The organism is Saccharospirillum sp. HFRX-2 (assembly GCF_043196805.1).
Lineage (GTDB): Bacteria > Pseudomonadota > Gammaproteobacteria > Pseudomonadales > Natronospirillaceae > Saccharospirillum.
This window is the reverse complement of sequence record NZ_JBEBMU010000002.1, coordinates 150,073-165,931: the sequence shown is the minus strand read 5'-3', so window position 1 is coordinate 165,931 and position 15,859 is coordinate 150,073. Positions and strand designations below refer to the sequence as shown.

Below are 15,859 nucleotides of genomic sequence, written 5' to 3'. Positions count from 1 at the left end.
TATTACCTGGGTCCAGTCGACGGATTGGCACGATTCATCAACAAATCAGTAAGCCATAAATCATGACACTGTAAATAGTCGATGTCGGCCAGATATCTATCCAGATGACCGGCGTTAATATCTGCATTGAATTTTTCATCGCCGTCGGTCGCTTGCTCACGCATAAAAGCAACCAAGGCCTGCAAACGCTGGATCATCATATCGACTAAGAACGCTCGTCGATCGAAGGACAATCCATAGGCATCAAGAAAACTGCATGCGCGCTCAACCGACTTGTCTATCTCGGCAACCGAAAGGTTCGGTAACGACTTTAGCGGCGCCCAACAGTAGACCGCATAGGCCAAGTCCCATAGTCGCGGCCCAGGATGAGCGGCATCGAAGTCGAACACGCCGACAACCTGATCGCCCTTCAGCACGACGTTATAAGGGGCATAATCACCGTGACAGATGACCTCGGCGGGCTGCTGAGCTGGCAACAGCCATTGTTGGTCATCGATAGCCTGGCGCGGTAAAAAACTTGCAGAGCAATCGTGCAACTTTCGTAATAACTGCGCCGCCGATACCAGTGCGCGCTCGGTTGCAATCGGGCCGGACCCGGCATCCTCATAGGTGTCGCCAGCCAAAAACGTCAGCCGCTCACAATGGCCTTCCACAGCCAAGACCTGAGGACTGCCAACGAAGCCTGCCTGTTGCAAATGATTCAATAACCGGTGAACCGACCGATATCCCGACGCCACGGGACGCACAACACTAGCGCCTTCTATTTGAATACCGCTGCGCAATACCAAGGTCCTTCAGTCATACCAAGCCGTTCATCATTGAGAACAGCACAACTTATTGCAAGGCGCTGCCATCAGGCATAAAAAAACGCCGGCACATTGGCCGGCGTTTTTATCGATCAAGCGTTGCAATCAGACCCGTTCAATAACGGTACTGATGCCCTGCCCCAGACCAATACACATGGTCGCCAAACCAAACTGGCCACTGTTCTGTTCCATGACGTTCAACAAGGTGCCGGTGATGCGCGCGCCGGAACAACCGAAGGGGTGACCCAGAGCGATGGCGCCGCCATGCAGGTTGACCTTGTCGTCCATCTTGTCGAGCAGTTTCAGATCCTTCAGCACCGGCAAGGCCTGGGCGGCGAAGGCTTCGTTGAGTTCGACGTAGTCGATGTCGTCGATGCTCATACCCAACTTCTTGAGCAGCTTTTTGCTTGCTGGAACCGGGCCATAACCCATGATCGACGGATCGACACCGGCCAGTGCCATGCCACGAACCACAGCGCGTGGTTTCAAGCCAAGAGCTTTGGCGCGGCCGTAGCTCATCACCAACATAGCGGAAGCACCATCGGTGATCTGGCTGGAGGTACCCGCGGTTACTGTACCGGCTTTCGGATCAAAGGCCGGACGCAGCTGGCTCAAACCTTCGACCGTGGTTTCCGGACGAATGGTTTCGTCGTGGATCATGCGGTACGGATTGCCGTCGGCATCGTGGCCCTGGCGGGCGATGATTTCGTTGTCGAAATTACCGGCCTGAGTCGCCTGATGGGCGCGCATGTGCGAGCGGTAACCAAACTCATCCTGGGCTTCACGGCTGATGCCATGCATCTTCGACAGCAGTTCTGCAGTCAGACCCATCATGCCGGAGGCCTTGGCAGCCTTCTGCGACAGCATGGGGTTCGGATCGACACCGTGCATCATGTCGACGTGGCCCATGTGCTCGACGCCACCGATGACAAAGATGTCGCCGTTGCCGGATTGGATGTTGGCGGTGGCGATGTGCAGCGCGCTCATCGAGGAACCACACAAACGGCTGACGGTTTGCGCTGTGACCGTATGCGGAATATCGGTCAGCAACTGCATCATGCGGGCGATATTCCAGCCCTGTTCTTTGGTCTGGTTAACACAACCCCAGATGATGTCGTCAATCTCGGCCGGATCCAACGCTTCGTTGCGCGCCAGCAGACCATTAACCAGATCGGCACTGAGGTTTTCGGCGCGGGTGAAGCGGTAGCTGCCACCCTTGCTGCGGCCCATGGGGGTACGGCCGAAATCGATGATGACGGCGTCGTTATCGCGAATACTCATAGTGACTGTTCTCCCGTCTTAACCGTGAAACGTCTGGCCGTTTTTGGCCATGTCGCGCAGTTTGGCTGTCGGCTCGTACAGCTTGCCGAGGTCGGCATAGCGGTCGCACAGCGCTACGAATTCGGCGACACCGGTGTCGTCGATGTACTTGAGCGCACCACCACGGAACGGCGGGAAGCCGATGCCGTAGATCAGGCCCATATCGGCCTCGGCGGCGGTGTCGACGATGCCGTCTTCCAGGCAGCGAACGGTTTCCAGACACATCGGAATCATCAGACGATTGATGATGTCTTCTTCGCTCAGTTCCTGCTGTTGTTCACGCACACTGGCGACCAGCTCGTGCGCGGTTTCATCGGAAACTTTTTTCGGTTTGCCCTTCTTGTCGGTTTCATAACGATAGAAGCCGTGGCTGTTTTTCTGGCCATAACGCTTCTCGTCGTACATCACCTGAATGGCGGATTTGAAATCTTGTTTCATGCGATCCGGGAAGCCTTCGGCCATCACTTCCTGGGCGTGTACACCGGTGTCGATACCGACCACGTCCATCAGATAAGCCGGGCCCATCGGCCAGCCGAATTTTTCCATGATTTTGTCGACTTTCTCGAAGTCGGCACCGTCGCGCATCAGCATGGCGAAGCCACCGAAATACGGGAACAGAATGCGGTTAACCAGGAAGCCTGGGCAATCGTTGACGACGATCGGCGTCTTGCCCATTTTCTGCGCGTAGGAGACGACGGTAGCGATGGTTTCATCGCTGGTCTTCTCGCCGCGAATCACTTCCACCAGCGGCATACGGTGCACCGGGTTAAAGAAGTGCATGCCGCAGAATTGTTCCGGCTTCTTCAGCGCCGTGGCCAGTTCGGTGATGGAAATGGTTGAGGTGTTCGAGGCCAGTACCGCATCGTCACGCAATTGACCTTCGGCTTCGGCCAGCACGGCCTTCTTCACCTTGGTGTTTTCCACCACGGCTTCGACGACCACGTCGACGTTGCCGAAGTCACCGTAGGACAGCGTCGGGCGAATGCGGTTCAGCACATCGGCCATGCCACGTGCATCCAAACGACCGCGATCGACCAGTTTGGCGAGCAGTTTTGCTGCTTCGTCGAGACCGAGCTGAATGCCTTCCTCGGCGATGTCTTTCATCAAAATCGGCGTGCCTTTATAGGCGCTCTGGTAGGCGATGCCGCCGCCCATGATGCCAGCGCCCAGCACAGCAGCCTGCTTGACGTCTTTAGCGACTTTGACGTGGCCTTTGGCGATCTTCTTAATCTTCTGATCGTTGAGGAACAGGCCAATCAGGTTTTCGGCGGTCAAGGTCTTCGCCATTTTGGCGAAGCCCTTGGCTTCAATCGCCAATGCCTTGTCGCGCTCGAAACCGGCGTGTTTCTGGATGGTTTTTACCGCTTCTACCGGCGCCGGGTAGTTGCGTCCGGCTTGGCCGGCGACGTAACCCTTGGCGGTTTCGAACACCATCATGCTTTCGATGTTATTCAGTTGCAGCTTGCCTTTCTTCTGCTCGCGGCGGGCCTGGTAATCGACTTCGCCAGACACCAGTCGGCCCAGCAGGCTCAGAGCGGTATCGCGCAGTTCATCCGGTTCAGCGATGGCATCAACCGCCCCGATTTTGAAGGCGTCATCCGGGCGGTTTTCTTTGCCCGAGGCAATCCACTCGATGGCGTTATCGGCGCCGACCAGGCGCGACAGACGTACGGTGCCGCCGAAGCCAGGGTAGATGCCCAGTTTGATTTCCGGCAGGCCGACCTTGGCTTTGGTCGACATCACCCGGTAGTCGGCCGACAGTGCCATCTCGAAACCACCGCCGAGCGCCAGGCCGTTGATTGATACAACGGTCGGAAACGGCAGGTCTTCGAAGGCGCTGAACAGTTCGTTGACGGTGAGGATGTCGGCGATGACGCCGTCCTCGTCCTTGGCGAACCAGGTGAGAAATTCAGTAATGTCGGCGCCGACAATAAAGCTGTCTTTGGCGCTGGAAACCAGCAGGCCTTTAACGTCGCTGGCAGCCAGCGCCTGGGTGGCTTCGCCCAGTTCGTTCAAGGTGGCCTGGTTGAACTTATTGACGGACTCGTCTTGCAGGTCGAACACCATCTCGGCCAGGCCGTTATCCAGTGCTTCGACGCGAATGCCCTTACCCTGATAGATCATCGATGCTCTCCGTTTGTATCGCTGTCCAGGTTGTCGTCGGGCCTGATTGGCCGCTTGTGAAGGCATGGATGGTGCCTGCTAAGCGGCTGAACAAGCCTGTTTGAACGGCCTTTACAGCGTCCGGTTATGTCTGAATCAAACACCAGTTTCAAACGATTGTTTGATTGTGGCGCCTACCATAGCCCCTGGCCGTTATAAGTCAACCAGGACTGCGCCTGGCACTGTCCGATTATGTCCATTACTAGGCCGATTATGTCCAATACTAGGAAAGTATAGAGGCCAATCGCTGCAACGTTTCCCGAACTGCGGGTAATTGCTCAATGCCACTTTCATCCCAACTGACACCGACACCGTCGGCCTGGGCGTCCACCACGCTGTATCGCTGCGGCAAATCATTCAAAAAACCAACCAAGGCGCTCATCTGTGCATCGCTTGCGCGCTTGTCGTCCGCCCAGATCCAGCCATCGGGCAGGAAGGCACTGGAGACACCGGTGGTGCGCAAGACCGTAAAAGATGGCGCCTGCGCCTTGGGGAAGGCATGCAATAAACGATAGAGGGTGCGCAGTTCATGTTTTTCGCCGACGCGACCTTCAACGCTGGTATCCGGTACTTTCAGGCTGTACAGCTTCATGCCCTGGCTCAGCGCTGCGCTGCGTAATTGGCTAAGACGCCGATCGTGCGCACTGGGCTTGAGCCACATAAAAGCACCCGCGACGGTTAAAATGGCGAAGATAATAGAGAGGTTGGCGAACATCAGTTTCTCCCGATAAGCGGTTGCATTCAGGCGCGCTCTTCCAATTCGGCCCAGCGTTCAAAGCAGACTTCCAGATCTTGCTGAGCCAGATTTAATTGATCTAAAACCGCCTGGGTTTCAGTGTGATCACCCTGATAAAAATCAGCGGCACCGATCTTGGCTTCCAATTCGGCAATCTGCTGCTCCAGGGTTTCGATCTGGCCCGGGAGTGCATCGAATTCGCGCTGCTCTTTATAGCTGAGCTTTTTAGCGGCCGGTTTCTTGGCTGCCGGCGCACGGTTTGCCGTTACACCACTTTGCCCGGGTGCCGACTTAGCCGGCGCCTTTTCCGTTCCGGCATCGGGCCAGCGGCCGCCTTGTGCCAGCCAGTCTTCATAACCACCGGCGTACTGACGAATGACACCGCCGCCTTCAAAGGCCCAGGTACGGGTCGCCAGTTGGTCGATAAAGTAACGATCGTGGCTGACCAGCAATAAAGTGCCGTCGAAATCTCCCAGCCGATCAATCAGCAGTTCAAGCGTTTCGATATCCAGGTCGTTGGTCGGCTCATCGAGCACCAGAAAGTTGGCGGGCTGACTGAACAGTCTCGCCAGCAGCAGACGGTTGGTTTCACCACCAGACAACTGCCGTACCTGCATGCGCGCCCGATCCGGTGTGAACAAAAAGTCTTCCAGATAGCTGATGACGTGACGCTTGCGGCCGCCCAGTTCGAGAAAATCACGCCCTTCAGCGACAGCATCAACCACGCGCAATTCCGGGTCGAGCCGGGCGCGGGCCTGATCAAAGTACGCCACTTCCAGCCGCGTGCCCTGTTCGACCGTGCCGTCAGTCGGCTCAAGATCCCCGAGGATTAATTGGATCAAGGTACTTTTGCCGATGCCGTTAGGACCCAGCAAAGCAATGCGATCACCGCGCTGTACCAGGGCGGTAAAATCCTGCACCAGCGTTTTATCGTCATAACCGAAGCTGGCGTGTTCCAGGCTGACCACCTGCTTACCGGACCGACTGGCAGCTTCGATCTCGAAATCACTTTGACCGACACGATCACGACGCGCTTTCACATCCTGACGTAACGCCTTAAGCGCCCGGACACGACCTTCATTACGGGTCCGGCGCGCCTGGATGCCCTGACGAATCCAGGCTTCCTCTTCGGCCAGTTTGCGATCCTGGGACGCCCGATGCTTCGCTTCTTCGGCCAGTTGCGCATCTTTGGCATCTAGATAAGCACCATAGGGCGCGGGGAAATCGCTCAGCTTGCCGCGATCGAGCTCAACGATGCGCGTCGCCACCTTATCGATAAAGCGCCGGTCGTGGGACACGAACACCAGAGTGCCGGCGTAGTCGAGCAGGAAATCTTCCAGCCATTCCACCATGGCGATGTCCAGGTGGTTGGTCGGCTCGTCGAGGATCAGAATGTCGGGGCGGCTGATCAAGGCACGCGCTAACAAGACTCGGCGGCGCCAGCCACCGGATAAGGTTTTAAAGGCCACGCTGCCGTCGAGCCGTAATCGACTCAGAATGGCGTCGAGTGTCGATTGCACCTGCCAGCCTTCCTGGCGCTCAATCTCATGCTGCAGTCGATCCAGGCGCGCCAGATCCGGTGCTTCTTTAGTACTTTCCTGATCATAATCGCGCAGCACTTGGCCCAGATTACCCAGCCCTTCGAGAACCACTTCGCGCACCGGTCGATCATCGCCCGTGGGCAAATCCTGTTGCAGGTGCGCCAGGGTGGTGCCTTGTCGGCGACGAATCTCTCCCTCATCGACCGTACGGCCGCCCAACAACAGGCTCAGTAACGTCGATTTACCGGCCCCGTTTTTGCCGACCAGACAAAGCCGATCACCGGCCTCCAGCGTCAGGTTGGCTTGGTCCAGCAAAGGGGCCGCGCCCAGAGAGAAACTGACGCGATCTAATACAACCAGGCTCATCTTGAGTCCTTACATAAATTCATCATTGAGATTATCGGAAAAGCCCGTATGAAGCGGCTCAGCCTTACTTTTGGCACTATTGAGCCCAACCGGCTTCCCCTACTGTCTGCGATAATTTTCCCAGAGGTGATTTTCCGTGGCAAAAAAACTCCCTACAGGTCCCCTTATCGCCGTTGTTCTAGTCGTGCTGACTTTGCTCTGGCTACTAACCGGATCAAATGATGACGCTGTCGACGAACCGACATCCACAACCGACGCTCAGCTGAGCCTGATTCCCGAGGTGCAGGTGCGCACTTTGGAAGCTCAGGGTGTGCGTCGCAGCCTGACCATCAACGGTGTCACCGAACCCGATCGCAGTGTCGCCATCGCCAGTGAAACCAGCGGTCGCGTACTCGAGCTACTGAAAAGCGCCGGCGACCAGGTGGGCGACGGTGAACTGATCGCCCGCATTGACCCACGCGATCTGAACGCCCAATTGCGTACCGCTCGTGCCAATCTCGAACAGGCGCGTCTTGAATACGAAGGTGCGCAGCGTCTGGGCAACCAGGGTCTGCAAAACCGCTCGCAACTGGCTGCTGCCGAGGCGCAATTCCAAAGCGCTCAGGCACAACAGGAAGCGCTCGAGTTGGCGTTGCGTGATACCCAGATTCGCGCGCCCTTCTCCGGTGTTCTGGAAAGTCTCGATATCGAAGTGGGTACCTTTGTCTCGCCCGGTCAAATCGTCGCGCAAGTGTACGACTACGACCCCATGCGTGTCGTTGGCGAAGTACCGGAAACCGATGTCAATTTCCTAAGCGCAGGTCAAAGTGCCACCGTTTCTCTGGTTACTGGTGAAGAATTGACCGGTGAACTGACCTTCGTGGGCACCGTGGCTAATCCTGCCACCCGTACTTTCAAGGTGGAAATTGCGGTTCCGTCCAGCCCTAAAAATCTGTCCGGCGCTACCGCCAAGGCGTCCATCATGCTCAATGAACAACAGGGTCATTATGTCAGCCCAGCGCTGCTGAACATTAATGACTCTGGCGATATGGGCTTGAAAACGGTCAACAGCAATAACCGGGTTGAATTCTCCCCTGTCACCATTGTGCGCTCCGACACTGGCGGTGTCTGGGTAACGGGGCTGCCGCGTGAAGCGACACTGATCGTTGTTGGTCAGGGCTTTGTTAACGCCGGCGATGAAGTCAAGCCGATCGCTGTCAGTGGTAATAACCTGGCAGCCGGACAGTAACGGGAGAGCTTCATGATCGGTTTTATTCAAGCGGCGCTCAGCCGCGTTCGGACGGTAATGTTGTTTTTCGGGTTACTGGTCATTAGCGGCATCGTCGCGCTGATCAATATCCCGAAAGAAGCCGACCCGGACATCACCATTCCTTACGTCTATGTCGGTACCGGCATTGATGGCATTTCGCCGGAAGACGCAGACCGACTGTTGGTCAATCCGCTGCAGAAAGAGCTCGAAGGCGTTGAAGGCCTGAAAGAACTGGTCAGTACTGCCAGTGAAGGCCGTGCCTCTTTCCAGCTGGAATTCGATATCGATGCTGATATCGATGAAGCGCTGGATGAAGTTCGTGAAGCCGTGGACCGCGCCAAAGGTGAACTGCCGGCCGATGCCGACGAACCTTCGGTTATGGAGATTAACCTCTCCCAGTTTCCGGTATTGAACGTATCGCTGTCGGGTCACGTTGATGATCGCGTGTTGTTCCATATCGCCGAAGATTTGCAGACCAATCTGGAATCGATCCAGGGCGTGCTGGAAACTCCGATTCAGGGTATTCGCGATGAAGTGGCTGAGATCATTATCGATCCGGCCAAGATGGCCAGCTATAACATCTCGCAAAGCCAGTTGGTGCAGTTGGTTTCCAACAACAACCAGTTGGTAACCGCAGGTAGCATGGATACCGGCGCGGGTCGTTTCTCCATCAAGATTCCGGGTCTGATCGAGACCGAAGACGACATTCTCGATCTGCCGGTCAAGGTAGATGGCGACACCGTGGTTCGTTTTCGCGATATCGCCGTCGGTCAGCGGACCTACAAAGACCCCGACTCGCTGTCGCGTGTGAACGGTCAACCGGCGGTGACGCTGGAGATCGTCAAGCGTTCCGGCGCCAACATCATCGAAACCATCGAACAGGTGAAAGCCAAGGTCGAAGAGATTCGTCCGGAGTGGCCTGACGCGGTGAAAGTGACCTACACCCAGGATAACTCGGTGATGATCGAGCAGCAGTTGGATGACCTGTTCAACTCGGTTCTGCTGGCCACTTTGCTGGTGTTTATCGTTATTGTTTCAGCCTTGGGGGTGCGCTCGGCCTTCCTCGTCGGCCTGGCGATTCCGGCTTCCTTCCTGACCAGTATTCTGGTGCTGTCGATGCTCGATATTTCATTGAACATCGTGGTGCTGTTCTCGCTGATTCTCTGTGTCGGTATGTTGGTCGACGGCGCCATTGTGGTTACCGAATACGCTGATCGGCGCATGTCTGAAGGCGCCCACCGCAAGAGCGCTTACCGCGAAGCAGCCACCCGCATGGCCTGGCCGATTGCTGCCTCCACTGCCACGACTCTGGCGGTGTTTATGCCGCTGCTGTTCTGGCCGGGTATCGCTGGTGAGTTTATGGGTTTCCTGCCCAAAACCGTCATCATCACGCTCTGTGCCTCCCTGGTTATGGCGCTGATTGCCGTGCCGGCTTTCGGTACGCTGTTTGGCAAAGCAGCGCGCGTCTCGGAAGAGAAAAAGCACGGTATGGATGCCATTGACCACGGCGATCTGAGCGAAGTTCGCGGCGGCCTGGGCGTTTATATCCGTCTGCTCAGTGTGTTGCTGAAACGTCCGCTGATGGCACTGGGCCTGGTGTTTGGCGTGATCGTACTGATCATCGTGATGTTCTCTGTCCGCTCTACCAATGTCGAGTTTTTCCCGGCCGTTGATTCGGAGTTCGGCGGCATTGTGATCAAAGCACGTGGCAACCTGTCGCTGCAGGAACGCGATGTGCTGGTCAAGCAGGTAGAATCCCGCGTTCTGGGTATGGATTCGGTTAAGACCATCACCACCACGGTTTCCGCGGTTCCTGGTCGTACCGACTCTGAAGACACCATCGGTTCTTTGATGATGGAGTTTGTCGACTGGCAATACCGGCCTGATTCGGACACGGTATTGCGTAACGCTGTTGAACGCGCCTCGGGCATTCCTGGCCTGAAGGTGGAATCCCAGGTACCGCAGATGGGTCCGACCACCGGTGTCGATATCCAAATGCAGTTCTTTGGCCCAACGCGCGAAACGCTCTATGCCACGGTCGATGCCATGGTGCAACGACTGACCCGCGACGAGCGCATTGAATCGGTCAACGACAACCGTCCGCTGGATGGCCTGGAGTGGCTGATTGATGTCGATCGCGAAGCCGCCAGCCGTTTCAACGTCAGCCTGAATGCCATTGGTTCTGCAGTACGCATGATCACCGACGGCGTTCAGCTGGGCTCTTATCGGCCTAACGATGCGGACGAAGAAGTCGATATCCTGATTCGCTACCCGTTCAATGGTCGCGACCTGGAACAGATCGATGAACTGACGGTGACCTCCAACGGCGACCAGGTTCCGATCAGCAACTTCATCACCCGTACGGCTCAGAACAAAGAGGGCGATGTCTACCGCACCGACGGCCGGATGACCGTCAACGTGGACATCAACCTGGCCGAAGGTGAACGTGTTGACCTGATGATTCAGGAGATCCAGCAAGCGCTGACGCAGGCTCGCGCCGAAGGCGACCTGCCATCGGGTGTTGATTTCCGCTTCACCGGTGACCAGGAAGAACAGGCTGAAACCATGGCCTTCCTCGGCGGCGCATTCCTGATCGCTCTCTTTGTCATGGTCATTATCCTGGTGACTCAGTTCAATTCCTTCTACCAGACGTTCCTGATCATGCTGGCGATCCTGCTGTCCACGGTCGGGGTGATGGTCGGTATTATTCTGACCGGCGCTAGCTTCGTGGTGGTCATGAGCGGGGTTGGCATCATCGCCCTGGCGGGGATTGTGGTGAACAACAACATCGTCTTGATCGACACCTACAACGTCATCCGCAAACAAGGCGTACCGGCCATGGATGCGGCGCTGATCACCTGTGCTCAGCGTCTGCGCCCGGTTATTCTGACCACCGTCACGACCATTCTGGGTCTGTTGCCGATGGTGTATCAGTTGACCATCAACTTCTTCGAGCGCTCTGTCACCGTTGGCGCGCCGTCGTCTCAATGGTGGACGGCTCTGGCCACCACCATCGCCGGCGGCCTGCTGTTTGCCAGCCTGCTGACGCTGGTGTTCACACCTTGCATGTTGATCCTGGGTGAACGCGTCCAGGCCTTCATTGCTCGCAAACGCGGTCACACAGCCGAAGTCTGAGTTGGCCCGCTGACCCGCCCTGTAAAGGGGCGGGTCTTTTCTTTTCAGTGCCCAATAAAGCAGCTAGTCTGACAAGCTCTTTCTAACGCCCATCGAACATCTGCGTTACAGCGCAACGGTCGGGTTATTGTTTGTTGTGAGGCTTGTGGACATGAACGCACCGCTGCTGCGAATGCTGACTGTCTTCTGTCTGGCCGGCACCCTGCCCGTCCTGGCGGATGACGCATCGCTGTCGGAAGACTACAACCAGGCGTTACAAAGCCTGAATCAAAACGATTTAGACTTTGCCGACCTCAATCGCTGGAAACATCTGCCACTCTACCCGCACCTGGTCACTCACTGGGCCATGCGTCATCCCGACGCTATCGATATCGACTGGTTCGCCAACCAACTGTTAAAGCCCGAATGGCAGGCCGCCGGCTGGGAATTCCGGCAAACCTGGCTGGAAGAACTGGCGCAGCGTGAACAATGGTATCGCTACGTTCTGTTTGACCAGGCCTGGGCCGGCGCTGGTCATCCCTGCCGACGCTTCCAGGCACAGCAAGCGCTGGGTGAGCCGCTGGCCGATGAGCAATTGCGCCAACTGTGGTTAACCGCCGAGTCACTGCCCGATTATTGCGATCCCTTTCTGGAGCGGCTTAAGCAGGCGGATGACTACAACGAACTGGTCTGGCAACGCCAGCTGCTGGCTTTTGAAGCCCGCAACAGTGCCATGTTGCGTTATCTGAATGATCAATATGACGAGCCACAATGGCTTCAACGCGGACAGCGACTACGCGCTATCTACCTCAGTCCGGCCGGCCTGTTCAATCAGCCCTACAACCCGGACGAGGCCTGGCAACGCGACCTGGCGTTAGCCGCTATCGATCGGCTGGCGTTTCGCGCACCGCAGATCGCGTCCAACTTCTGGGTCGACCTGATTAAACTGACGCCCGACTTTAGCCGGGCCGATATTCAAGCAACCTCCGGCTATCTGGGCATTGCCATGGCCAAGCTGGCACTGCCACAGGCCGACTATTGGCTGGGTATTGCCGACCCCAAACACGGCAACGAAGAAATCCAGCACTGGCGCCTGCAGGTCGCCCTGGCGGACAACAATTGGATGCAGATCGCCAGCCTCTATCGGGCGCTGGATGAGTCACTCCAGGACAGCAGCCAATGGCGTTACTGGTCAGCCATCGCCGAACAACATCTGGACATGGGTGACACCTCCGAGCAGCAGTTAGCGAGCCTGGCACAGGAACGCTCTTACTATGGTTTTCTGGCCGCTGCAGCGCTCGATCAGCCGGCCGAACTGAACCTCGATGAATACCCTCCGATCAAGACCCGTCGGCCTATCGCCGAACGTCCCGACTTGCAGCGCGCCCTGGCACTCTATGAGGCGGGCGACATTGTGCGCGCTCAGATCGAATGGAATCTGGCGCTGGATGAATTCACGCCCGAACAAATGATGGAAGCCGCCCAGTTAGCGCAGAGCCGGCATTGGTACCATAAGGCGTCCCAGACGGCGGGCATGAGTGGTCGTTATGGCGAATTAACGCTGCGCTACCCGACGCCCTTTGCCGATCTGGTTGGCGAGCTCACCGAGACCGCCGCCGTGCCACGACACTGGTTATATGGTGTTATGCGCCAGGAAAGTCACTTTATGACTCAGGCCCGGTCGCCGGTGGGTGCGCGTGGGCTCATGCAGTTAATGCCTTATACGGCACGCAGTATGGCGATCAAATCCGGATTGAATTACCACGGTGAGGACGACCTGAACGATCCGACGCTGAATATCACCCTGGGTCGAAATTACCTGGATCAGATGCAACGCCGCTTTGGTCATCCGGTTTACGCAACGGCGGCTTACAATGCCGGCCCCACCAAAGTCACCAGTTGGTTGGACCGTTACCCGGCCGACTTGCGCGTCTGGATTGAATCCATTCCCTTCGACGAAACCCGCAACTACGTCAAATCGGTGCTGACCTACGCCCAGATCTACGCCATGCGCGACGGCCAGAACTGGACGCTCGCCAGTTGGCTCGACCAACCCAATCTGGCGTCGCTGGGTGATGATTCCTGAACCACTGAACTAGCTGACGGATTCGAGCTGCGCGCTATCCCCCAGGCGCAGCTCAGTGACGCCACGGGCAACCGCATTCATACCGAAGATGGTTTTGCCGTTAAAGCGGCTGTGGGTTTTTAACGCCGACGCCACCTCTCGTTGATAGACACCAGAGTCCGGGTCCACCGCAGGAATGCTGCAGCGTTCGCAGGGTTTGAGTAATTGCAGATGACCAGCGGCCAGCGTTAAACGGCCCAACTCCAGCTCCCGATCCATCGGCAGACCGTCCACCACGATGTTAGGTCGAAAGCGACGCACGTCGAGCTGGGTCCCCGCCCGGTCGTTAAGTCCATCCAGAGAACTCTGATTGCACAGCAACAGTGGATAGCCGTCTGCAAAGCCAACGCGTTCGTGCTCCAGAGCAGCCGAATCCGGTACACGCCGTTGTGAGTCCGCTCCCAGATATACCAGGCGCACTGCCTTACCCACTTTACCGCTGAACCAGGCCGACCAGTCGTCAGACACCTCCCAACCATCCAGCTCATCTTTCCAGACCGTCACTCTTATCGGCGAGTCACTGGCGACGCTCCTGGTGAGATCTCGATAATCGCCATCGGGCGCGCTGATGCGATACCCATCGCCATGCGCCTGCACACCGAAATTGGCCAGCTGCGGCATATCGCGCTGACTGACAAAACGCCCCTTTGCATTGATCAGCATCCAGCGACGATCATCCACCGGACCCGCTGCATCGAATGGCAGCCGATCAACAGCAATACCGGCAAGTGATTTGATGGGGTAATGGAACAGAGCGGTAATCTGAGCGGTAAACGACATGACAGCAGGGTCCGCAAGGAGACGAAGGCCGCTCATTCCAGCAAAGGCGAGCGGCTTATGCAAGCAACGTCAGGCTTCGCCTTCCACCCGTCGGCGCACCAGATCGGCCAGCTGTTCGGGCTGGAACTTGGAGAGAAAGGCATCGCAGCCGACCTTCTTGGTCATCGCCAGGTTGAAGTCACCGGACAGCGAGGTATGCAGCGCAACGAACAGGTTTTTTAAACGTCCATCGGCGCGCACTTCAGCCGTCAGTCGATAGCCATCCATGCGCGGCATTTCCGCATCGGTGACCAGCATCAACACCCGCTCTTCCAGCGGGCCGTCAGTCTCTTCTGCTAGCCGACGCAGCAATTCCAAACCCTGAGCACCATCGGTGGCCTGATGCACCTTGAGCCCCATGGATTCAAACGTAACCCGCGCCTGAGTTAAGGCGGTATGCGAATCATCGACCATAACAATTTCACGGCCGCGAATGCGTTCCACCACCTCATCCGCCAGATAACCTTCACTGAGTAAGGCGTTCATCGGCACGATTTCCGACAACACCTTCTCTACATCAATGATTTCGACAATCTGCTCTTCGTGATGGGTGATGGCCGTCAAATAGTGGGTATGGCCCGCGCCCGACGGTGGCGGCAACACCTCTTCCCAGTTCAGGTTAATAATGCGATCCACTCCACCGACCAGGAACGCCTGAACGGTCGAGTTGTATTCGGTCACGATAATGGTGGAGTTTTCATCGTGTTTAATAGGACTTAAGCCAATGGCCATGCTCAGGTCGATAACCGGTACCGAACGGCCACGCAGATAGACCACACCAATCACCGCCGGATTGCGCTGGGGCATCATGGTCAGTTTGGGCAGTCCCAATACCTCTTGAACTTTAAAGACGTTAATCGCATAGATTTGTCGTCCTTTGAGCCGGAACATCAGGATTTCCAGTCGATTCTGGCCGACCAGATTGGTACGGCTATCGACATTTTTCAGCACACTCGACATCAGCTACTCCGGCTACTCCGACTCTTTCAACGACCCCAGCAAGCACGGTCGCCCACCCACTCCGTCGTTATCGGCAAAGTTTAGTCGAGATTGAAGGAATTTGCGCTAGTTCACACAAACACAGTACTAGTTAACACAAACGCAGGTCGTAGCATCCAAATTGACGACAGACCCCGGTCGTGACAACGGCAACCAGTCATCCACCAGACTGTTGGATTGAGCGCAGGTCAGCCCACTGCTGTAGGCACCCAGATAGCGAATCTGTCCGTCAGCACCGGTCAATACGATCAGCGGACCCGGCGAAGCTGGCGGCAACCCATCCACGAATCCAGCCAACGCCTGATTGATAAAGGGCGTTCCTAATTGCACCGGGTGGTAGCCCAGCTCACTCCCGGTTTCGCTCAGCGACGAAGCATGGCCGGACGCCATAAAACGGCACAAACAGCCCGGCGGCATCCAATGAATCATGGCGGGATGCGTCAGGTCGCTGCGGGTATCGATCCAGTCCTGCCATTGATCGCTCCAGGCCGACACGTCTGAAACACCGCGACCCAACCAATCCAGGTGACTTTGTCGGAACCAAAGTCCTGCAGCCAGAGCAAACAACAAGGGCAACAGCCACCACAGTAAGCCGCGATATCGAATCACAATGAACCTTTT

Annotated in this window: 11 protein-coding genes; 3 read left to right on the top strand and 8 right to left on the bottom strand. The window is 56.7% G+C overall.

The features are described 5' to 3' along the window. Nucleotides 1–2 precede the first annotated feature (2 nt). The 5 genes from ABMA60_RS07310 to ABMA60_RS07290 form a co-directional block, all read right to left on the bottom strand. The gene (locus ABMA60_RS07310) at nt 3–782 is read right to left on the bottom strand and encodes a phosphotransferase enzyme family protein (protein ID WP_392800886.1); all 780 of its coding nucleotides are present in this window, start codon (nt 780–782) and stop codon (nt 3–5) included. A gap of 129 nt (nt 783–911) precedes the next feature. Next, complete coding sequence (gene fadA / locus ABMA60_RS07305; RefSeq protein WP_392800882.1) at nt 912–2,087, bottom strand: acetyl-CoA C-acyltransferase FadA; 1,176 nt, start codon at nt 2,085–2,087, stop codon at nt 912–914. A gap of 18 nt (nt 2,088–2,105) precedes the next feature. Continuing rightward, the gene (gene fadB / locus ABMA60_RS07300) at nt 2,106–4,250 is read right to left on the bottom strand and encodes a fatty acid oxidation complex subunit alpha FadB (RefSeq protein ID WP_392800879.1); all 2,145 of its coding nucleotides are present in this window, start codon (nt 4,248–4,250) and stop codon (nt 2,106–2,108) included. A gap of 262 nt (nt 4,251–4,512) precedes the next feature. Beyond that, nucleotides 4,513–5,004: a hypothetical protein gene (locus ABMA60_RS07295; protein WP_392800876.1), complete on the bottom strand. Its 492-nt coding sequence runs from the start codon at nt 5,002–5,004 to the stop codon at nt 4,513–4,515. A 26-nt stretch (nt 5,005–5,030) separates the two neighbouring features. Further along, complete coding sequence (locus ABMA60_RS07290) at nt 5,031–6,932, bottom strand: ATP-binding cassette domain-containing protein (RefSeq protein WP_392800873.1); 1,902 nt, start codon at nt 6,930–6,932, stop codon at nt 5,031–5,033. A 184-nt stretch (nt 6,933–7,116) separates the two neighbouring features. Between ABMA60_RS07290 and ABMA60_RS07285 the strand changes: the two genes are divergently transcribed. The 3 genes from ABMA60_RS07285 (at nt 7,117) to ABMA60_RS07275 (ending at nt 13,381) form a co-directional block, all read left to right on the top strand. Further along, complete coding sequence (locus tag ABMA60_RS07285; protein WP_392800871.1) at nt 7,117–8,160, top strand: efflux RND transporter periplasmic adaptor subunit; 1,044 nt, start codon at nt 7,117–7,119, stop codon at nt 8,158–8,160. A 12-nt stretch (nt 8,161–8,172) separates the two neighbouring features. Continuing rightward, on the top strand, nt 8,173–11,316 hold the full coding sequence (locus ABMA60_RS07280; protein ID WP_392800868.1) for an efflux RND transporter permease subunit: 3,144 nt from the start codon (nt 8,173–8,175) through the stop codon (nt 11,314–11,316). A gap of 151 nt (nt 11,317–11,467) precedes the next feature. Further along, on the top strand, nt 11,468–13,381 hold the full coding sequence (locus ABMA60_RS07275; RefSeq protein WP_392800865.1) for a transglycosylase SLT domain-containing protein: 1,914 nt from the start codon (nt 11,468–11,470) through the stop codon (nt 13,379–13,381). 9 nt (nt 13,382–13,390) lie between these two features. On the opposite strand, the gene ABMA60_RS07270 is transcribed toward ABMA60_RS07275, so the two are convergent. The 3 genes from ABMA60_RS07270 to ABMA60_RS07260 form a co-directional block, all read right to left on the bottom strand. After that, nucleotides 13,391–14,200, bottom strand: a complete 810-nt coding sequence (locus ABMA60_RS07270) for an MOSC domain-containing protein (RefSeq protein ID WP_392800863.1) — start codon at nt 14,198–14,200, stop codon at nt 13,391–13,393. Between the two features lie 69 nt (nt 14,201–14,269). After that, on the bottom strand, nt 14,270–15,199 hold the full coding sequence (locus ABMA60_RS07265; protein WP_392800861.1) for a chemotaxis protein: 930 nt from the start codon (nt 15,197–15,199) through the stop codon (nt 14,270–14,272). A 126-nt stretch (nt 15,200–15,325) separates the two neighbouring features. Then, nucleotides 15,326–15,847 (bottom strand): DUF6436 domain-containing protein, encoded by a 522-nt coding sequence (locus ABMA60_RS07260; RefSeq protein ID WP_392800858.1) that lies wholly within the window; start codon nt 15,845–15,847, stop codon nt 15,326–15,328. Nucleotides 15,848–15,859: the final 12 nt, after the last annotated feature.